Annotated in this window: 18 protein-coding genes; 6 read left to right on the forward strand and 12 right to left on the reverse strand. The window is 63.9% G+C overall.

Annotation, left to right across the window (positions count from 1 at the left end; genetic code table 11):
* Nucleotides 1–57 precede the first annotated feature (57 nt).
* A complete protein-coding gene (gene uvrA / locus FLO80_RS00400; RefSeq protein WP_111362293.1) occupies nt 58–2,943 on the forward strand; it encodes an excinuclease ABC subunit UvrA in 2,886 nt (961 codons plus the stop codon).
* 185 nt (nt 2,944–3,128) lie between these two features.
* Here the strand turns inward: uvrA and FLO80_RS00405 are convergent, their stop codons facing one another.
* The 8 genes from FLO80_RS00405 to FLO80_RS00440 form a co-directional block, all read right to left on the reverse strand.
* Nucleotides 3,129–3,500, reverse strand: a complete 372-nt coding sequence (locus FLO80_RS00405; RefSeq protein WP_246156493.1) for an excinuclease ABC subunit A — start codon at nt 3,498–3,500, stop codon at nt 3,129–3,131.
* A 127-nt stretch (nt 3,501–3,627) separates the two neighbouring features.
* Nucleotides 3,628–4,500 (reverse strand): 3-hydroxyisobutyrate dehydrogenase, encoded by an 873-nt coding sequence (gene mmsB / locus FLO80_RS00410; protein WP_111362292.1) that lies wholly within the window; start codon nt 4,498–4,500, stop codon nt 3,628–3,630.
* Nucleotides 4,501–4,511: 11 nt separating this feature from the next.
* Nucleotides 4,512–5,540: an enoyl-CoA hydratase/isomerase family protein gene (locus tag FLO80_RS00415; RefSeq protein WP_111362291.1), complete on the reverse strand. Its 1,029-nt coding sequence runs from the start codon at nt 5,538–5,540 to the stop codon at nt 4,512–4,514.
* A 3-nt stretch (nt 5,541–5,543) separates the two neighbouring features.
* On the reverse strand, nt 5,544–6,689 hold the full coding sequence (locus FLO80_RS00420) for an acyl-CoA dehydrogenase family protein (protein WP_111362290.1): 1,146 nt from the start codon (nt 6,687–6,689) through the stop codon (nt 5,544–5,546).
* A gap of 105 nt (nt 6,690–6,794) precedes the next feature.
* The gene (locus FLO80_RS00425) at nt 6,795–7,928 is read right to left on the reverse strand and encodes a carboxylate-amine ligase (protein ID WP_111362289.1); all 1,134 of its coding nucleotides are present in this window, start codon (nt 7,926–7,928) and stop codon (nt 6,795–6,797) included.
* A gap of 63 nt (nt 7,929–7,991) precedes the next feature.
* A complete protein-coding gene (locus FLO80_RS00430; protein ID WP_111362288.1) occupies nt 7,992–8,405 on the reverse strand; it encodes a hypothetical protein in 414 nt (137 codons plus the stop codon).
* A gap of 251 nt (nt 8,406–8,656) precedes the next feature.
* On the reverse strand, nt 8,657–9,076 hold the full coding sequence (locus tag FLO80_RS00435; RefSeq protein ID WP_111362287.1) for a hypothetical protein: 420 nt from the start codon (nt 9,074–9,076) through the stop codon (nt 8,657–8,659).
* Nucleotides 9,077–9,139: 63 nt separating this feature from the next.
* Nucleotides 9,140–10,639, reverse strand: coding sequence for a CoA-acylating methylmalonate-semialdehyde dehydrogenase (locus FLO80_RS00440; protein ID WP_111362286.1), 1,500 nt, complete (start codon nt 10,637–10,639; stop codon nt 9,140–9,142).
* Nucleotides 10,640–10,814: 175 nt separating this feature from the next.
* Here FLO80_RS00440 and FLO80_RS00445 point away from each other — a divergent pair, with 175 nt between their 5' ends.
* The 3 genes from FLO80_RS00445 to coaD all read left to right on the forward strand — a co-directional run bounded on the left by FLO80_RS00445 (nt 10,815) and on the right by coaD (nt 12,802).
* Entirely contained in the window at nt 10,815–11,711 is an 897-nt protein-coding gene (locus FLO80_RS00445; protein WP_111362285.1) for a LysR family transcriptional regulator, read from the forward strand.
* Nucleotides 11,712–11,769: 58 nt separating this feature from the next.
* Nucleotides 11,770–12,204 carry a CBS domain-containing protein gene (locus FLO80_RS00450; protein WP_111362284.1) on the forward strand — a complete coding sequence of 145 codons (435 nt, stop codon included), beginning with the start codon at nt 11,770–11,772 and terminating at the stop codon, nt 12,202–12,204.
* 103 nt (nt 12,205–12,307) lie between these two features.
* Complete coding sequence (gene coaD, locus FLO80_RS00455) at nt 12,308–12,802, forward strand: pantetheine-phosphate adenylyltransferase (RefSeq protein ID WP_111362404.1); 495 nt, start codon at nt 12,308–12,310, stop codon at nt 12,800–12,802.
* A 27-nt stretch (nt 12,803–12,829) separates the two neighbouring features.
* Here coaD and FLO80_RS00460 read toward each other — a convergent pair whose 3' ends face one another.
* From FLO80_RS00460 to FLO80_RS00470, 3 genes are all read right to left on the reverse strand, one after another.
* The gene (locus FLO80_RS00460; protein WP_146610998.1) at nt 12,830–13,015 is read right to left on the reverse strand and encodes a hypothetical protein; all 186 of its coding nucleotides are present in this window, start codon (nt 13,013–13,015) and stop codon (nt 12,830–12,832) included.
* 65 nt (nt 13,016–13,080) lie between these two features.
* Entirely contained in the window at nt 13,081–14,079 is a 999-nt protein-coding gene (gene gap / locus FLO80_RS00465; RefSeq protein ID WP_111362283.1) for a type I glyceraldehyde-3-phosphate dehydrogenase, read from the reverse strand.
* 596 nt (nt 14,080–14,675) lie between these two features.
* A complete protein-coding gene (locus FLO80_RS00470) occupies nt 14,676–14,867 on the reverse strand; it encodes a Thivi_2564 family membrane protein (protein WP_111362282.1) in 192 nt (63 codons plus the stop codon).
* 317 nt (nt 14,868–15,184) lie between these two features.
* Here FLO80_RS00470 and FLO80_RS00475 point away from each other — a divergent pair, with 317 nt between their 5' ends.
* Nucleotides 15,185–15,607 carry a hypothetical protein gene (locus tag FLO80_RS00475; protein ID WP_146610997.1) on the forward strand — a complete coding sequence of 141 codons (423 nt, stop codon included), beginning with the start codon at nt 15,185–15,187 and terminating at the stop codon, nt 15,605–15,607.
* Nucleotides 15,608–15,819: 212 nt separating this feature from the next.
* Here the strand turns inward: FLO80_RS00475 and FLO80_RS00480 are convergent, their stop codons facing one another.
* Nucleotides 15,820–16,032 carry a DUF3185 family protein gene (locus FLO80_RS00480; RefSeq protein WP_111362280.1) on the reverse strand — a complete coding sequence of 71 codons (213 nt, stop codon included), beginning with the start codon at nt 16,030–16,032 and terminating at the stop codon, nt 15,820–15,822.
* 289 nt (nt 16,033–16,321) lie between these two features.
* Here FLO80_RS00480 and FLO80_RS00485 point away from each other — a divergent pair, with 289 nt between their 5' ends.
* A complete protein-coding gene (locus FLO80_RS00485; protein WP_111362279.1) occupies nt 16,322–18,016 on the forward strand; it encodes an OmpA family protein in 1,695 nt (564 codons plus the stop codon).
* Nucleotides 18,017–18,023: the final 7 nt, after the last annotated feature.

Genomic DNA, 18,023 nt, shown 5'->3' on the forward strand with positions numbered 1-18,023 from the left:
GGGTTGGCACTATGGCATGGTGTGACTATCTGTTAAGCGGTCTGTTGGGGGCACGTGATGGCTGAGCTGAAAAATATCGAGGTGCGCGGGGCGCGCGAACATAATCTCAAGAATATCGACGTGGACATTCCGCGCGATCAGCTTGTGGTGATCACCGGGCTTTCGGGGTCGGGGAAGTCCTCGCTTGCGTTCGACACCATCTATGCCGAAGGGCAGCGGCGCTATGTCGAGAGTCTTTCGGCCTATGCGCGGCAATTCCTCGACATGATGGAAAAGCCCGATGTGGATCACATCAGCGGCCTTAGCCCGGCGATTTCCATCGAGCAGAAGACGACGTCGAAGAACCCGCGCTCGACCGTGGGGACGGTGACCGAGATCTACGATTACCTGCGGCTGTTGTTCGCGCGGGCGGGCACGCCCTATAGCCCGGCCACCGGCCTGCCGATCGAGGCGCAGCAGGTGCAGGACATGGTCGACCGGATCATGGCCATGGAAGAGGGCACGCGCGCCTATCTTCTGGCCCCGATCGTGCGCGACCGAAAGGGCGAATACCGCAAGGAATTCATCGAGTTGCGCAAGCAGGGGTTCCAGCGGGTCAAGGTCGATGGCGCGTTTCACGAGCTGGATGATCCGCCCGTGCTCGACAAGAAGTTTCGCCATGACATCGACGTGGTGGTGGACCGGATCGTGGTGCGCGAGGGGATGGAGACGCGGCTGGCGGACAGTTTGCGCACGGCGCTCGACCTGGCCGATGGAATCGCGGTTCTTGAAACCGCGCCGCGCGAAGGCGAGCCCGAGCGGATGACCTTCAGCGAGAATTTCGCCTGTCCGGTCAGCGGGTTCACCATTCCCGAGATCGAGCCGCGGCTGTTTTCGTTCAACGCGCCTTTCGGGGCCTGCCCGGAATGCGACGGGTTGGGGGTCGAGCTCTTCTTTGACGAACGTCTTGTCGTGCCGGATGCCACGCTCAAGATTTACGACGGGGCGCTGGCACCGTGGCGCAAGGGGAAGTCGCCCTATTTTCTTCAGACGATAGAGGCACTTGCGCGGCATTATGAATTCGACATCAGCACCGTGTGGAAGGATCTGCCCGCGCATGTGCAGCAGGTGTTCCTTTACGGGTCGGGCGACGAGGAAATCCAGTTTCGCTATGACGAGGGGGGCCGCGTCTACCAGGTGAGCCGGGTGTTCGAGGGGGTGATCCCGAACATGGAGCGGCGTTATCGCGAGACCGATTCGAACTGGATTCGCGAGGAGTTCGAACGCTACCAGAACAACCGGCCCTGCGGGGCCTGTGGCGGATACCGGCTGCGCGACGAAGCGCTGGCGGTGAAGATCGGCACGCCGGGTACGCTTTTGCATGTCGGCCAGGTGGTGCAGATGAGCATTCGCGAGGCGCTGGCCTGGGTCGAGGCGGTGCCTAAGCAGCTGAGCGCCCAGAAGAACGAGATCGCCCGGGCCATTCTGAAAGAGATCCGTGAGCGGTTGGGATTCCTGAATAACGTGGGATTGGAATACCTTACGCTCAGTCGTTCAAGTGGCACACTGTCGGGTGGCGAGAGCCAGCGCATCCGCTTGGCCAGCCAGATCGGCAGCGGTCTGACCGGGGTTCTCTACGTGCTCGACGAACCTTCGATCGGGCTGCATCAGCGCGACAATGACCGGCTTCTCGGCACGCTCAAGAACCTGCGCGACCAGGGCAATACCGTGATCGTGGTGGAACATGACGAGGAAGCGATCCGCGAGGCGGATTACGTTTTTGACATCGGCCCGGGCGCGGGGGTGCATGGCGGGCAGGTGGTGGCGCATGGGACGCCGGATGTGATCGCGGCGGATGCGGCTTCGATCACGGGGCAGTATCTCGCCGGAACCCGAAGCATTCCTTATGCCACCGAACGGCGACCGGGCAGCGGCAAATCCGTGACCGTGGTCAAGGCCACGGGCAACAACCTTCAGGGCGTGACAGCCGAGTTTCCGCTGGGCAAGTTCGTCTGCGTGACGGGCGTGTCGGGCGGGGGGAAATCGACCCTGACCATCGAGACCCTGTTCAAGACGGCGAGCATGCGCCTTAACGGTGCGCGCCAGACGCCCGCGCCCTGCGAGACGATCAAGGGGCTCGAACATCTCGACAAGGTGATCGACATCGACCAGCGCCCGATCGGGCGCACCCCACGCAGCAACCCCGCGACCTATACCGGGGCCTTCACCCCGATCCGCGACTGGTTCGCCGGGCTGCCCGAAGCCAAGGCGCGCGGGTACAAGCCGGGGCGGTTCTCGTTCAACGTCAAGGGCGGGCGTTGCGAGGCCTGCCAGGGCGATGGCGTGATCAAGATCGAGATGCATTTCCTGCCCGATGTCTATGTCGAATGCGAGACCTGCAAGGGTGCGCGCTATAATCGCGAGACATTGGAAATTCAGTTCAAAGGCAAGAGCATAGCCGACGTTCTTGATATGACGGTTGAAGAGGCGCAGAGGTTTTTCAAGGCGGTGCCGTCGATCCGCGAAAAGATGGATGCGCTGATGCGCGTGGGGCTGGGTTACATCAAGGTCGGACAGCAGGCGACCACGCTTTCAGGCGGTGAGGCGCAGCGGGTGAAGCTGTCGAAAGAGCTTTCGAAACGCTCCACGGGTCGCACGCTTTACATCCTTGATGAACCCACCACGGGGCTGCATTTCGAGGACGTGAAAAAGCTGCTGGAAGTGCTGCATGAACTGGTCGAGGCGGGCAACACGGTGGTGGTGATCGAGCATAATCTCGACGTGATCAAGACCGCCGATCACATCATTGATATCGGTCCCGAGGGTGGCGATGGCGGTGGTGAAATCGTGGCTGTGGGCACCCCGGAAGAGGTCGCCGAAGTGGCGCGCAGCCATACCGGGCGCTACCTCAAGGAGATGCTGGCGGCGCGGCGGCAGACGGGCAAGCGCACGGCGGCGGAATGATCCGTTAATTTAGCGAAATCCAACCCCGGCGCGCGGTGGGGTTAACGCCGCGCGAGGGGGCCGGAATCAGGGGGTGATATGCGTATGACTCCCGGCTGTTCCCCGGCTGCCGCGGAAAAGGCTGCGCGCGGCGGCGAATTTGGTTAACCCGGCGTGCGCTGGTGTCGGTTGCAAGGTGGTGCGGATCAGTTGAGCAGCGCCGCGGCGGCGCCGATGAAATCAAGCACTTTTCGGGTTTCCCGGTCGACGCGGTAGAGATGATCGCCGATGCGGTAATAAGTGCCGTGCGGATCGAGGCCGTAGCGATCCGGGTAGCGCAGGATGGAATAGGGGCCGTCGATCCGCTCGCCGACGCGGTAGCGTTGCTTGGCGAGGCCCGGCGGCACGCAGGGCGGGTTCTTCTTGGCGAGGCCGGGCGGGCAATTGGCCCGGACGGGGGCGATGGCATGGGCACCGGGCGCGTGTTTCGCGCCCTTGCCCCGGACCTGATCGGCGTGGCCCGCGGTGGCGAGCGTGCCCAGGACAAGGGCGAGGATGGCAGTTCGTGCGGGGGTCATGGGGAATCTCCGGGTTTCGCCGTGCTGTTGCGGGCAACAGGATAGGTCAGAGCAGCACGAAGAGGGGAGAGGGGGGCGACCCACCCGGCGGGAAGCCGCCGGGCGTGAGCTGTTGTCCCGGCGGAAATCAGCCGCGATGACGCTTTTCGAACCGGGGCAGCATGGCCGAGAAATCGCGACCCAGCCCGTTTTCGTTTTCGACGAATTGCGCATAGAGCTGCATCGCGGCCTGTCCCAGCGGGGTGTCGGCATCGGCCGACTCGGCGGCCTGTTGCGAGAGGCGCAGATCCTTGAGCATCAGTTCGGCGGCGAAGCCGGGTTGATAATCGTTGTCGGCGGGCGATTGCGGGCCGACGCCCGGCGCCGGGCAATAGGCGTTCATCGACCAGCTATAGCCCGAGGAGGTCGAGACCACGTCGAACATCTTTTGCCGATCAAGGCCCAGCTTGTCGGCCAGTGCGAAGGCTTCGCAGGTGACGATCATGGTGGCGCCGAGGATCATGTTGTTGCAGATCTTGGCGGCCTGACCGGCACCCGCACCGCCGCAATGCACGGCCTTCTGGCCCATGATGTCGAAGAGCGGTTCGGCCTTGGCAAAGGCCTCGGGGCTGCCGCCGGCCATGAAGGTGAGCGTTCCGCCCGCCGCACCGCCGACGCCGCCCGAAACCGGCGCATCGACCGGCAGGAGGCCCGCGGCGGCGGCTTGTTCGGCGACGGCGCGGGCGCTGTCGACATCGACGGTCGAGCAATCGATGAAGCCGGTGCCGGGGGCCATGGCGGGGATGATCTCGTCGGCGACGGCGCGCAGGATCTTGCCATTGGGCAGCATGGTGATGACCACCTCCTGCCCCTTGGCGGCGTCGGCACCGCTTGCGGCCATGGTGACGCCCTCTACCGTGACATCGGCCATGTCGAAGCCGGTGACGGTGTGGCCGGCCTTGGCAAGGTTGGCGGCCATGGGCGCGCCCATGTTGCCCAGTCCGATGAATCCGATTTTCATGATATCCTCCCTCAGAATGTCAGTTCGTTGTCGCCCAGCGGCGCGAGCATGGCGGCGACCGCCGATGATGGCAAGCGGTCGGGATCGTGGCGCCAGTTCGGGCTTCGGTCCTTGTCGATGATCGCGGCGCGGATGCCTTCGAGGAAGTCGCCATGTTCCATCGCGCGAAAGGTGAACCGGTATTCGAGCGCCAGGGCGTCGCGGATGTTGGTGTTGCCTTTGAGCGCGCGCATCATGTCGAGCGTGCAGGCGAGCGAGAGCGGCGAGGCGCGCGAGAGGGATTTGAGCGTCTCGGAAGCGAAATCCGTGTCGCTTGCACGCAGGGAAGCGAGGAGCGCGGGCAGGTCGGGGGCGGCGAAATGGCTGTCGATCTCGGGGCGCAGCGCCTCGAGCCTGCCTTGGGGCGGTGTGACCCTTGCCTGGTCGAGGCAGGCGGTGTCGCCGGAGGTTTCAAGCGTGGCGATGAGGTCGGGCCATGTCTCTTGCGGGATGTAGAGATCGGCAAAACCAGCGAGGATCGCATCGGCCGGACCCATGCGCGCGCCGGTGGTGCCGAGATAGGCGCCCAAGTGCCCGGGTGCATTGGCGAGGATCATCGAGCCGCCCACGTCGGGCACGAGGCCGATGCCACATTCGGGCATGGCGATCTGGCTCGTCTCGCCCACGACGCGGTGCGAGACGTGGCAGCCCACGCCCATGCCGCCGCCCATGGTAAAGCCCTGGAGAAAGCTGACGATGGGTTTTTCATATTCCGCCAGCCGCGCGTTCATGCGGTATTCGTCGCGCCAGAAGGTGCGGCCGAAATCGTAATCTCCCGCCTTGCCGGTGGCGTAAAGCTCGGCGATGTCGCCGCCCGCGCTGAATGCCTTGTCCCCCTCGGCGTCGATCACGACGAGCGACACGGCGTCATCGTTGCGCCAGTCTTCGAGCGCGGTGTCGATCGCCTTGACCATTTCATAGGTGACGGCATTGAGCGCCTTGGGGCGGCGAAGGGTGATGCGCCCCGCGCGGCCGGTGATGGATGTGGTGATGTCGCTCATGGCTCAGGCCGCGTCGGCGATCATCTGGCGCGACACGATGAGGCGCATGATCTCGTTGGTACCTTCGAGGATCTGGTGGACCCGCAGGTCGCGCACGATCTTCTCGATCCCGTAATCGGCGAGATAGCCATAGCCACCATGCAGTTGCAAACAGCCATTGGCCACGTCGAAGGCCGCGTCGGTGACCATGAGTTTCGCCATGGCACAGAACTTCGTCGCATCATGGGCGCCATTGTCGAGCTTCCACGCCGCCTGTCGCAGGAAGGTGCGCGAGGCTTGCAGGCGGGTCTCGAACTCGGCCAGTTTGAATTGCAGCGCCTGGAACTGGTTGATGGGTTTGCCGAACGCCTTGCGCTCGGCCATGTAGGCCAGCGTGAGGTCGAGCGCCTTTTGCGCGCCACCAAGGGCGGAGGCGGCAATGTTGAGCCGCCCGCCATCGAGCCCGGCCATGGCGTAGGCAAAGCCGCGGCCTTCCTCGCCGATCAGGTGATCGAGCGGCACGTTGCAATCGTCGAATTGCACCTGTGCGGTGGGTTGGGCGAGCCAGCCCATCTTCTTTTCCAGCGCGCCGAAGGAGAGGCCCGCGGTGCCATCTTCGACCACGACGGTGGAAATGCCCTTGGGCCCGTCCTCACCGGTGCGCACCATGGTGACATAGGCATCGGAATAGGAGCCGCCCGAGATGAACGCCTTGGTGCCGTTGAGCACGTAGCTGTCATTGGTCTTGGTCGCGCGGGTTTTCAGAGCGGCGGCATCCGAGCCCGAACCGGGTTCGGTGAGGCAATAGGAGAACACCTTGTCCATGCTGCACAGGTCGGGAAGCCACTTCTGCTTGGTTTCCTCGGAGCCGAACTTGTCGATCATGCCGCCGCACATGTTGTGGATCGACAGGAACGAGCCCACGGCGGGGCAGGACATGGCAAGGGCTTCGAACACCAACGTCGCATCGAGACGCGAGAGGCCCGAGCCGCCGTATTCGTCGGAAACGTAAAGCCCGCCGAATCCCAGCTCGGCGCATTTGGGCCAGAGATCCTTGGGGATCGTGCCCTCGGCTTCCCAATCCTGGGCGTGGGGGGCGATGTGTTCTTCGCCGAACCCCTTGGCCATGTCGAAAATGAGGGTCTGTTCCTCGCTCAGTGCGAAATCCATGATGCGGCTCCTCCTCGGTGGAATTGAACGAGTGTTTAATTCCGAATTCTTACAGGAGTTTTGCAGCGGTTTGTAGGGGGGTGCATCGTGGCGGGATTTCGCCCCTCAGAGATCCGCATGATACTCCTCGATCAGGTGTTGGACCACGGCGCGCAGGGCGTCGTCGCGGGACTGTCCGGCCTCGACCGCGCCCCTGTGGACCGCGCGCTGGCGGTTGGCGGAAGTGCCGTCGCGCAGGATGGTGCGGGAATGCTCGACTTCGCGGGTGCAGCCAAGGATACCGGCGTCTTCGGCGATGAGATCGAGGATGTCGTCGATCGAATCCGAAAAGGGCTGGATCGTGTTGGCGCCGAAATCTATCAGCCCCTCGTCGATACCGTATCGCTGTGCCCGCCAACGGTTCTCGGAAATCAGGAAGTTGTCGTAGATGCGCCAGCGCTGGTTCTTCTGGCTGAGCCGCCAGAGCATTCTCGTGAGCGACTGGGTCAGGGCGGCCAGCGTGAGCGCGGTTTCCATTCGCGGCGAGACATCGCAGATGCGCGATTCGATGGTGGGAAACTTGTGCGAGGGGCGCAGATCCCACCAGATCTTGGTGGCGTCCTCGATGAGGTCGAGCTCGACAAGGGCCGAAACCGAGCGTTCGAATTCGCCCCAGGCTTCGAGCCGGGGGGGCAGGCCGGTGCGCGGAAGATTGTCGAACACGGTGAGGCGGTAACAGCTCAGCCCGGTATCCTCGCCCTGCCAGAAGGGCGAGGAACAACTGAGCGCCAGAAGATGCGGCAGGAAATACTTGAGCTGGTTGATCAGGTCGACCCGGCGGTCGCGGTCGTCAATGCCGATATGGACATGGTTGCCGCAGATCAGCAGGCGCCGCACCACCCCGGCGAGGTCGTCGCGCAGGCTGTCGTAGCGTTGCTTGCGGGTGTGCTGCTGGTCGCGCCAGTCGGAAAACGGGTGGCACGAGGCGGCGATGGGCGCGAGGTTGAAGGCGGCGGCCTCCTGCGCGACGGTGGCGCGCAGGCGTTTGAGGTCTTCGCGGGCTTCGCCGATGTCGCGGCAGACCTTGGTGCCGATCTCGACCTGGCATTCGAGGAATTCGGGGCTGAACTGGCCTTCGAGCGCGGCGGTGCAACGTTCCATCAGTGCCTCGGGGGCAGGGGAGAGGTCGAGGCTGTCGCGATCGACGAGCAGGTATTCCTCTTCGATGCCGAGGCTGAAAGCGGGTTCGGTGCTGGCCATGGTGGCCCCCTTTGCGTCTGCACGTTCAACAAGTTTGAGCAGGAAAGGGAGCGCCGCGCAAGCTCAGCCGTGGGGCGGTGCCGTGGATGCGAGATTGCGGCTCAGCGCCCAGTTGCGGGCGGCGTCAGGCGTGTCGAACAGTTCCACGTCGATCGCATCCGAGCTTTCGGCAAGGTTCTGGAAGATCCGCGCGATCCCGAAGGTGGCGGGGTCGAGCGCGTGGATGGCGATGCGCAATTGATGGTCCGGTTGGGCGTAGCTGCGCAAGAACATGGAGAACAGCGTATAGGTTTCCGCAAAGCCGATATCGGTGCCGGTGACGCCGGAGAGATCGGCCAGATGCGGGCGGTCGGTGCGAAAATCGGGGTCTTCGACATAGGCGGAGAACATTGCCGCGATCTCATCCAGGGTCACGTTGCCAGAGTAGCGTGCGGTGACCAGGTGATCCGTTTTGTCGATGTCGTAGGTTACGGGCATGACAAGGTTCTCGCCTTTGGGTGGTTTTAGCTTGTCATGTTTCTACCCTGCCTGTGGTGAACCGATAGTGAAGAATGCAAGTCGATCAACCAAGTGTTGCAAGGGGGCGGCAGGTGGCACCGCTGGCGTGTATCTTCGGGGAGCGCGTTTGCGGGGTGGAAATGCGGCGGCTGGCCGGGGGAATCCGCGCAACATCTCGGGGTGCCTTGGCGACAGGTGGTGCGCAATCCTGCTGTGGGCCCGTGCGTGTTTCAGGCCGTGCGCGCCAGAAGGGCGTGCAGGTCGGTTTGGGGCAATCCGAGAAAGGCCAGCGCGTTGGCTTCTTCGGTGAACATGCGTGCGATCACGTCCGATATGCCATCCCAAGAGCGTTGCGCCATCCGTGCGATGCGGATCGTATCGGACGAGTCGGCGAGGTAGGCCACGAGGGTCGGAAACCCGGGCACGTGGAACACCTCGGCCTTTTTCGCCTGCATCCTGAGGAATGCGGGAAAGTCGAAATCCACTTTGGTGACATGGCGCAGGTCGACAAGCTGTTTCTGGCCGGGTCGGCTGTCGGGATGCTTTACGTAATCCTCGAAGACCTGCATCGTCTCGTGCGGGCATATTTGCCCGCTATACTGCACGTAAACCAGTGCCATGTCGGGTATGATGCGGAATGTCAGTGGCATAACAGGAGCTTAGCGTGATGCACCGCGCGTTTCAATCCGCGCGATGCATCTTTGCTGAATGTCTCAGTCCATCGGCTTGAAGTGGAATTCGCCGCCTTCCTTGAGACCCGAGGGCCAGCGCGCGGTGACCGTCTTGGTGCGGGTGTAGAACTTGAACGCATCGGGCCCGTGCTGGTTGAGATCGCCAAAGACCGATTTCTTCCAGCCGCCGAAGGTGTGATAGGCCAGCGGCACGGGGATCGGGACGTTGACGCCGACCATGCCGATATTGATCCGGCTGGCAAAGTCGCGGGCGGTGTCGCCGTCACGGGTGAAGATCGCGGTGCCGTTGCCCATTTCGTGATCCATCGCCAGTTTGAGCGCCTCTTCGTAGCTGCCCGCGCGGACGGTCGACAGGACCGGGCCGAAGATCTCGGTCTTGTAGATGTCCATGTCGGGGGAGACGTTGTCAAAGAGGTGCGGGCCGACGAAAAAGCCGTCTTCGTAGCCCTGGAGCGAGAAGCCGCGGCCATCGACGACGAGTTTCGCGCCCTGGTCGATGCCGGTCTGCACCAGGCGCTCGATATTGGCCTTGGCGGCGGCGGTCACGACGGGGCCGTAATCGACATCGTTGCCGTCGGTGTAGGGGCCGACCTTGAGCTTTTCGATGCGCGGAACAAGCTTCTCGATCAGGCGGTCGGCGGTTTCGTCGCCCACCGGAACGGCGACGGAGATCGCCATGCAGCGTTCGCCCGCGGCGCCATATCCCGCACCGACAAGCGCGTCGGCGGCTTGATCCATGTCGGCGTCGGGCATGATGATCATGTGGTTCTTGGCGCCGCCAAAGCATTGCACGCGCTTGCCGTTGGCACAGCCGGTGCCGTAGATGTATTCGGCGATCGGGGTCGAGCCGACAAAGCCCACCGACTGGATCACCGGGTTGTGCAGGATCGCGTCGACCGCTTCCTTGTCACCGTTCACCACCTGAAGCAGGCCCTTGGGCAGGCCCGCCTCTTCCATCAGCTCGGCCAGCATCAGCGGCACCGAGGGGTCACGCTCGCTGGGCTTGAGGATGAAGGCGTTGCCGCAGGCCAGCGCGGGGGCGAACATCCACATCGGGATCATGGCCGGGAAGTTGAACGGGGTGATGCCCGCGCTGACGCCCAGCGGCTGGCGCATGGAATACATGTCGATGCCGGGGCCTGCGCCGTCGGTGAACTCGCCCTTGAGCATTTGCGGCGCGCCGATGCAGTATTCCACGACCTCGAGGCCGCGCTGCACGTCGCCGGCCGCGTCGGGCAGGGTCTTGCCATGCTCGCGCGAAAGCGCCTCGGCCAGCTTGTCCATGTCGCGATTGAGCAGGTCGACGAATTTCATCAGCACCCGGGCGCGGCGTTGCGGGTTGGTGGCCCCCCATGCGGGTTGCGCGGCGGCGGCCACCTCGACGGACTTTTCGACCTCGGCGGTCGAGGCCAGCGGGGCCTTGGCGATCACTTCGCCGGTGGCGGGGTTGTAGACATCGCCAAAGCGCCCGGACGTGCCTTTGACATGTTCGCCGTTGATGTAATGGGTCAGTTCTTGCATCGAATCCTCCTCGGATAGCGTTCCGGGCGAGGATAGCCTTGCGCGTTTGCGGCGAAAAGAGGTAGTTGGCCAAAGCTAGTCTTGCATTTTTGCAATATGAGTCAATCGAACGGTGGCGGGTTCCGTGACGGGACACCAGCCCTGCGCAGGAGCAAGATGCGAAAGGAGTTGGGCGGTGCAGGCACGATGGGACGATATACGGTGTTTCCTGGCCGTGGCGCGCGACGAGAGCCTGTCGCGGGCCGGGCGGCGGTTGCGCCTTGACGCGGCAACGGTGGGACGGCGGGTGGCGCGGCTCGAACATGACATGGGCGTGGTTCTGTTCACCAAGTCGCCGCAGGGCTATGCGCTGACCGGCGAGGGGCAGCGGTTCATGACCCATGTGGCGCGGGCCGAGGCCGCGATGGGCGAGGCGATGGACGACCTGGCCGGGCGGGGCGGGGCGTTGTCGGGGCAGATCCGGCTGGGGGCGCCCGACGGGGCGGCCAATTTCCTTTTGCCGCAGGTCTGTGCGGGAATCGTCGAGGAGAACCCCGACCTGGAGGTGCAGATCGTCGCCCTGCCGCGGGTTTTCAACCTCAGCAAGCGCGAGGCCGACATGGCGATCGGGGTGAGCCCGCCGAGTGCCGGGCGGTTGCTGGTCTCGAAGCTGGCCGATTACCGGCTGCATCTTGCCGCGTCCGAGGTCTATCTTGGTCGTCACGGGCCGGTAAACGGGCTGCACGATCTCAAGGGGCACCGCATGATCGGCTATATCCCCGACATGATTTTCGATGCCGAGCTCGATTACCTCGGCGAGTTGGGGATCGAGCGTGTGGCGCTGGCCTCGAATTCCGTATCGGTGCAGTTCAACTGGATTCGGCAGGGCGGGGGTCTGGGCGTGGTGCATGATTTTGCCCTGCCCGCGGCGCCGGGGGTGCGCAAGGTGCTGACCCGCGAGTTCAGCCTGACGCGGAGTTTCTACCTGATCCGTCACGAGGATGATCGCCGGGTCGAACGCCTGAGCCGGTTTGCCGCGCTGTTGAGCGAGGGCGTGCGGCGCGAAGTGACGCGGCTTGAACGGCTGACTTGACAGATTGCGGCTTCCCGGCAACGCTGATCGTATCGGCGCTCAAGCGGAGGGACAGGCCATGTTGGTGCATCAGATTCTGAAATCCAAGGGGGATCATTCGGTGATCACGGTAGAGCCCGGCACATCGGTGGCCGAAGCGGCGCAGATCCTGGCCGAGCGCCGGATCGGCGGGGTGATCGTGTCGAAGGACGGGCGGCAGGCCGACGGCATCCTGTCGGAGCGCGACATCGTGCGCAGCCTCGCGCTGCGTGGCGCGGTCTGCCTGAGCGAGACGGTCGACCAGATGATGACCCGCAACCCGGTCAGTTGCACCAAGAGTGAAACGGCGGATTCGGTGCTTGAGCGGATGACCAACGGGCGATTCCGGCACATGCCGGTGGTCGAGGGGGAGGACCTTGTCGGGATCGTGACCATCGGCGACGTGGTCAAGGCGCGGCTCGAGGAACTTTCCATGGAGAAGGATGCGCTTGAAGGGATGATCATGGGGCACTGAGCCTCGGGTTGTGCGGGCGGGACAGGGTTCCGCCTTGCAATTCCTGTCGTGATGCTGCATGGCGGCGAAAGATTATTGCGCAACCGCAGAAGGGGAGGCTCTCATGCGCATCGGCCTTTACCCGGGCACTTTTGACCCGATCACCTATGGACATACAGATATTATCCGCCGTGCGACCCTGCTGGTGGACAAGCTTGTGATCGGGGTGGCGATCAACCGCGACAAGGGGCCGCTTTTCGATCTCGAGGAGCGGGTTTCGATGATCGAACAGGAATGCGCGGCGCTGGCCAAGGAAACGGGCACCGAGATCGTGGCGCACCCGTTCGAGAACCTGCTGATCGACTGTGCGCATGACGTGGGTGCGCGGGTGATCGTGCGCGGGCTGCGCGCGGTGGCCGATTTCGAATATGAATTCCAGATGGTCGGCATGAACCGGGCGCTGGATGACAGTGTCGAGACCGTGTTCCTGATGGCGGATGCGCGGCGCCAGGCGATTGCCTCGAAGCTGGTCAAGGAAATTGCCCGGCTGAACGGGGATGTGTCGAAATTCGTGCCCCCCGCGGTGAACGAGAAGCTGCTGGCCAAACTGGGTCGGTAACGATCTTTCCGGCGAAAAATCAGCGATTCAGCGCCAGAAGGCCATCCATTCGATCAGCTCGGCGCCTTTCCTGACCAGAAAGAGCGTGCCGGTGCCATCGGCGAGATACCAGTCGAGGCCGAGCAATCCGAGGATGACGAGGCCGAGGCCGATGGCGATCTGATTGGTCATGACATGCCTTGCGAACTGGAACCGGCCCGGCGGTTCTGGCATCGGGTATGCCCGAGGCCGCCGGTTCGATCAAGCCGGGGTTTGCCGCAGGGCTGGAGACCCTAGGGTCAGAGGCGGCCCATCGCCACGGCCACATCGGCCATGCGGCACGAAAAGCCCCATTCGTTGTCATACCATGCCAGCACCCGCACGAGGTGGTCCCCGACAACCCGTGTCTGGGCGGGGGCGAAGATCGAGCTTTCCTCGGAGTGGTTGAAATCGACCGAGACGAGCGGGGCGGCCTCAAAGCCCAGAACGCCCTTCATCGGGCCATTGGCCGCCTTTTCCATGATCGCGTTGATTTCCGAGGCCGTTACGTCGCGGGCGGCGGTAAAGGTGAGATCGACCGCGCTCACGTTGGGGGTGGGGACGCGGATGGCCGAGCCGTCGAGACGCCCGGCGAGATCGGGCAGTACCTCGCCCAGTGCCTTGGCTGCGCCGGTCGAGGTGGGGATCATCGACATCGCCGCGGCGCGGGCGCGGTAGAGATCCTTGTGACGCCGATCATGCGTGGGCTGGTCGCCGGTATAGGCGTGGATCGTCGTCATGATGCCCGACTCGATGCCCACCGTGTCGTGCAGCACCTTGGCCACCGGGGCGAGGCAGTTGGTGGTGCAGGACCCGTTCGAGATCATCCGGTCATCGGCGGTGAGTGTGTCGCTGTTGACGCCGAAGACCACCGTCTTGTCGACATTCTTGCCCGGGGCCGAGAGCAGCACTTTCCTTGCGCCGTTGCGGATATGGGCATCGGCCTTGGTGCCGTCGTTGAACTTGCCGGTGCATTCCAGCACCACGTCGCAGCCCGACCAGTCGAGCGCGTCGAGATCGTAGGTCGAAAACACCTCGATGTCACCGCGGCCGAGATTCATCCGCCCCTCGCCGATCGTCACCTCGCCCGGGAAGCGGCCGTGCACGCTGTCATACTTGATCAGATGCGCGGCGGTCTCAAGCGGGCCGGTGGCGTTGAGCTTGATCACCTCGATATCGTCGCGCCCCGAGGCGGCGATATGGCTGAGCGTGCAGCGGCCGATCCGGCCGAACCCGTTGATCCCGACTTTGATGGTCATGGGCGAGGTCCTTTTCTGGTTGGATTTGGGGGTGTCTTAAGCCGTCTCATGCGGGGCGGAAAGGGGGGGCGAGCCCCGATTCCCCGTGCGTTAGCGTTAACTTGCGGGGGGTTGCGCTAACATCTGGCTTGAGGGGGGATGCGCGTGATCGGCGCGGGGACCTGCGCCCGTCTTGCCCGGGCAGCGCGCGGTGGGGTTAATGCGGTTTTGCGGCCAAAAATCGGGGGGTGATCTCCGGCTGCTGCCCGGCTGCAAAGCGTACACCGCCGCAACGCGGCATGCGCGGGCCGGAATCCGGTTAACGCGGCGCGCGCTGCCCGCATGTCGCACCGGACCGGAGCCTGGCCGACCCGCCCCGGGGTTTGAACCTAAGCTGTGACCAAGGTGAGAGGCCCCGGCTCGGGGCCGGGGCGGGTGTTTCCAAGAGAACGCGACACGGGCGGCCCGCGTGGGGCCGGTGCTTCAGCTGGGGCAGGGCGCACCCGGGAAGGCGCGGGTCGAGGCGTGATGTGGCTGGGTCGGGATGGGGTAGGGGCAGGTTTGCCGGGGTAGTCGGCCCGGTCGGGGCAATTGCCCCGGTGGTTTGCGCCGTTGCCTTAACCGCCAATCCGCATTCCGCCCATGCCGCCAAGAATGCCGAAGGCGCTCAGGAGCCACAGGATAACCGCGATCACGATGACGACGTTCAGGATGGATTTGATCTTGTGATCCATCGGAATGTAGGTGTTCACCAGCCACAGCAGAACGCCGACGATGATAAGCGTGATGATCAGGTTGATAAGGGGCATGTCCGATTTCCTTGGAACTTGGGTTCTATGCAAGGCCCGCGCGGAATTGCGCGCGTCCGCCGGGTGGCGCTTGGCCTTGAGCTTGGCTTGAACCCTACACCCCCGGGCCGCGCTCGATACTGATCGGTGTTAGCGGGGTTTCAATCACGGGGATGCGACGGACCACCGCCGAGGGCACGCTGATCTGTATCAGCGGCACGCCGGGTGCGGTGGCCTATGATGGGGTGAACACGGTTGAATGATCCCGTGCCCCGCGTCTGGTCGGATCGAGTCTGACCGGATGTGCAGCCCCACGTTCCTGAGAAAGGACAAGACACATGTCCAGAATGGATTATCTCCGTCACGGGGGAACCGCGTTCGATGGTTTCCTCTATGCCGATCTCGGTCAGGACCGCGCCGGAAACAGCGTCAGTGTCCTGTCTGCCCTTGCGCGTCTTGGTCTCGACCCATGGGACGAAGCCGCCGACCTGTCCGCCCTGTCGAGCGAGGGCGCGCGCAGCCGTCTTGAAGGGGTGCTGGCGCGGTTTTACGATGTCCCCTCGCTCGGGCGCGATCCGGGCGCAACCATTCCACGGCTTGTCGGCCTGCTTCCGAAAGCACAGGGCCAGAAGGGTGGGGAGGGAACTGCCCCGCCATCCGGTGCAAAGGCGTTGGGATTCGGCCCGATCTTTGCGATCCTGCTCGTGGCTCTGCTTCTGGTGCAGACCTTCATCCTGGGGACTGACGGAACCGGGGACTGATGTGACCGCCGGGCAGGAGCAGCATAAGCCCGAAGATGACGGCGCTTGCAGAAGACCACCTTTTGGCACCTTGAACAGACGCCCTGTTGCGGCGCTTACCAGCCAATGCCGGCTGGCGGGTGACCGGGATCGACACCAGTTCACGCCTGTTGCATGACTGCCCTGCTGCACCATGGCTTCAAGCGGTCAGCCCGAACCGCGAAGGCGATCGGTCACGCCCGCAGCGCATCGCGCAAGAGCATCGCGGCTCCGGCGACAACGCCAGCGACACCAGCCAGCAGATACCACATCGTATCGCCCGAATAGCGCCCGGTCAGGGCCTCGGACACCTGCTCGACCGGCGCCGCCGATGCGCGCCACGCGAAAAACAGCAGCACCCCGCCAATGGCGAGGACGACCAGACCGATGATGCGTGATTGAGACATTATGCTTTCCTTTTGAGGGCGTGAAACGGGGGCTGGCGATGAATGCCGCCAGGCCATTTGCAAACGAAATGCCCGCTGTCAGGACATCGCGAGAGCAGCATATCCGGTTTCCCCGCTGCGACACTGACCTTGATCAGTCCGATCGAGATCGATTCGTCGTATCCTGCAACAAGGATCGAACCAGCCGCCCTGACGGCTGACGGAGCGGCCGTCCGCCCAGTTCCGCGCCCGGCGCTTTCGCGATCATCACCGCATTCTCAGGCTTTCAAACCCCGAATTGGACCCAGATATGAAACAGAACTCACTCAGATCGACCACGGCCATCGTGGTCGTGCTCTCGTTGATTCAGCCGGTTCCGGTGCTCGCGCAATCCGGCCAGGGCCAGCAATCGAGCGAGGTTGGCGATCAGCGCGGGATGCGTTGGCTCAACCAAATGGCGGCGTCGCGCGCGCCCGAAGAAATCTGTGCAGAAGCGGGGATAACCGATGGGCAGGCGTGTGGGCTTTTCATCGAGGAGCTTGAAGCCGCGGCGGAATCGGGCGACGCGATCGAGCTTGCGCCGGGCCTGGCAACAGAGGCTCATGCGCAAGACACCCTGAGAGCGGAAGAAGCCGCTGAGGCAGAGGCTCAAGTTGAGGCGGAGGCCGAGGCTGAGGCAGAAGCCGAAGTTGCGGCAGAGGCCGAGGCTGAGGCAGAATCTCAAGCTGAGGAAGAGGCTGAGGCAGCAGCCGAGGCAGAGGCCAAAGCTGAGGATGAGGCGGAGGCTCAAGCTGCGGAAGAGGCGGAAGCCAAAGTCGAGGCAGAGGCCGAGGCTCAAGCAGAGGCCGACGAAGCCGCCCGCGCAGCCGCCGAGGCGGATGCTGATGCGGCCGCACAAGCGGCGGCCGACGCGCTGGCGGAGGAGGCAGCCGCGGCGACCATGGCCGGTGCGGAAGCCGAAACCGGAACGCCGGACGAGGTGACGTCGGAGGTTCTCACCGAGCAGACGAGCCGGTCCAGCAGCGAAGAGTTTCGTGACGAAAGCCAGGCGGAACAGTCAGATCCCGCGCCCGACACTGACGGAGAAGCCCCCGAGGCCAGCGCCACGGCTGACAGCGGCATGAGCGATCTTGAGCGCGCGGGCCTGCTTGCACTGGGTGCGGTCGTGGTCGGGGCGCTCTTGTCGAACGGGCAACGCGTTGCATCGCGCACCGGCGACCGGGTGATCGTGGTGGACGATGACGGCGCCTACAGTGTGCTGAAGGATGATGACGCCTTGCTGCGCACCCCCGGTTCGGAAGTGCGCACCGAACGTTTTGCCGACGGATCGACCCGAACCGTGGTCACCCGCGACGATGGCACCACCATCGTTACGGTGCGCGATGCCAATGGCCGCGCGCTCCGGCGTATGCGCGTCGAACCCGATGGTCGTGAATACCTGCTGATCGACGACACCCGCGACGTTCAACCGGTGATCATTCGCGACCTTCCACCGCCGATCCGCCAAACCGTCGATTACCAGACTGCCACAGACCGCGACACGCTGCGGCAGGCCCTGCTTGCGGCGGATGAGCGCGATATCGGTCGCAGTTTCAGCCTGCGACAGGTTCGTGACATCGTCCAGGTGCGTGAGCTGGCGCCGGAAATCAATCTCGGCGGCATCACCTTCGAGACGGATTCCTCGGCCATCCCCCCCGCGCAGGCAGAGCAGTTGCGCAAGATGGGGCTATTGATGCGCGATCTCATTCGCGACGAACCCACCGAGCTGTTTCTTGTCGAGGGTCATACCGACGCGATTGGCAGCCAGGGTCACAACCTGCTTTTGTCGGACCGGCGCGCGGAATCCGTGGCGCGGGCCTTTGGTGAATATTTCGGCGTCAAGGCCGAGAACATCATTGTTCAGGGATATGGCGAGAGTTTCCTGAAAATCCCGACCCAGACCGCCGAACGCCAGAACCGCCGCGTTGCGGTTCGCCGGATCACGGCACTGGTGCAGCCCTACTGAACGCCAC

It is taken from the genome of Aquicoccus porphyridii, assembly GCF_008369105.1.
Classification (GTDB): Bacteria; Pseudomonadota; Alphaproteobacteria; order Rhodobacterales; family Rhodobacteraceae; genus Aquicoccus; species Aquicoccus porphyridii.

What these genes read in the sequence shown, in the direction of transcription:
- FLO80_RS00450 (WP_111362284.1), top strand. Translation starts at nt 11,770, where the DNA reads ATGTTGGTGCATCAGATTCTGAAATCCAAGGGGGATCATTCGGTGATC.
- FLO80_RS00405 (WP_246156493.1), bottom strand. Translation starts at nt 3,500, where the DNA reads ATGACCCCCGCACGAACTGCCATCCTCGCCCTTGTCCTGGGCACGCTC.
- uvrA (WP_111362293.1), top strand. Translation starts at nt 58, where the DNA reads ATGGCTGAGCTGAAAAATATCGAGGTGCGCGGGGCGCGCGAACATAAT.
- gap (WP_111362283.1), bottom strand. Translation starts at nt 14,079, where the DNA reads ATGACCATCAAAGTCGGGATCAACGGGTTCGGCCGGATCGGCCGCTGC.
- FLO80_RS00480 (WP_111362280.1), bottom strand. Translation starts at nt 16,032, where the DNA reads ATGTCTCAATCACGCATCATCGGTCTGGTCGTCCTCGCCATTGGCGGG.
- FLO80_RS00440 (WP_111362286.1), bottom strand. Translation starts at nt 10,639, where the DNA reads ATGCAAGAACTGACCCATTACATCAACGGCGAACATGTCAAAGGCACG.
- FLO80_RS00415 (WP_111362291.1), bottom strand. Translation starts at nt 5,540, where the DNA reads ATGAGCGACATCACCACATCCATCACCGGCCGCGCGGGGCGCATCACC.
- FLO80_RS00475 (WP_146610997.1), top strand. Translation starts at nt 15,185, where the DNA reads ATGTCCAGAATGGATTATCTCCGTCACGGGGGAACCGCGTTCGATGGT.
- FLO80_RS00420 (WP_111362290.1), bottom strand. Translation starts at nt 6,689, where the DNA reads ATGGATTTCGCACTGAGCGAGGAACAGACCCTCATTTTCGACATGGCC.
- FLO80_RS00470 (WP_111362282.1), bottom strand. Translation starts at nt 14,867, where the DNA reads ATGCCCCTTATCAACCTGATCATCACGCTTATCATCGTCGGCGTTCTG.
- FLO80_RS00430 (WP_111362288.1), bottom strand. Translation starts at nt 8,405, where the DNA reads ATGCCCGTAACCTACGACATCGACAAAACGGATCACCTGGTCACCGCA.
- coaD (WP_111362404.1), top strand. Translation starts at nt 12,308, where the DNA reads ATGCGCATCGGCCTTTACCCGGGCACTTTTGACCCGATCACCTATGGA.
- mmsB (WP_111362292.1), bottom strand. Translation starts at nt 4,500, where the DNA reads ATGAAAATCGGATTCATCGGACTGGGCAACATGGGCGCGCCCATGGCC.
- FLO80_RS00485 (WP_111362279.1), top strand. Translation starts at nt 16,322, where the DNA reads ATGAAACAGAACTCACTCAGATCGACCACGGCCATCGTGGTCGTGCTC.
- FLO80_RS00425 (WP_111362289.1), bottom strand. Translation starts at nt 7,928, where the DNA reads ATGGCCAGCACCGAACCCGCTTTCAGCCTCGGCATCGAAGAGGAATAC.
- FLO80_RS00435 (WP_111362287.1), bottom strand. Translation starts at nt 9,076, where the DNA reads ATGCCACTGACATTCCGCATCATACCCGACATGGCACTGGTTTACGTG.
- FLO80_RS00460 (WP_146610998.1), bottom strand. Translation starts at nt 13,015, where the DNA reads ATGCCAGAACCGCCGGGCCGGTTCCAGTTCGCAAGGCATGTCATGACC.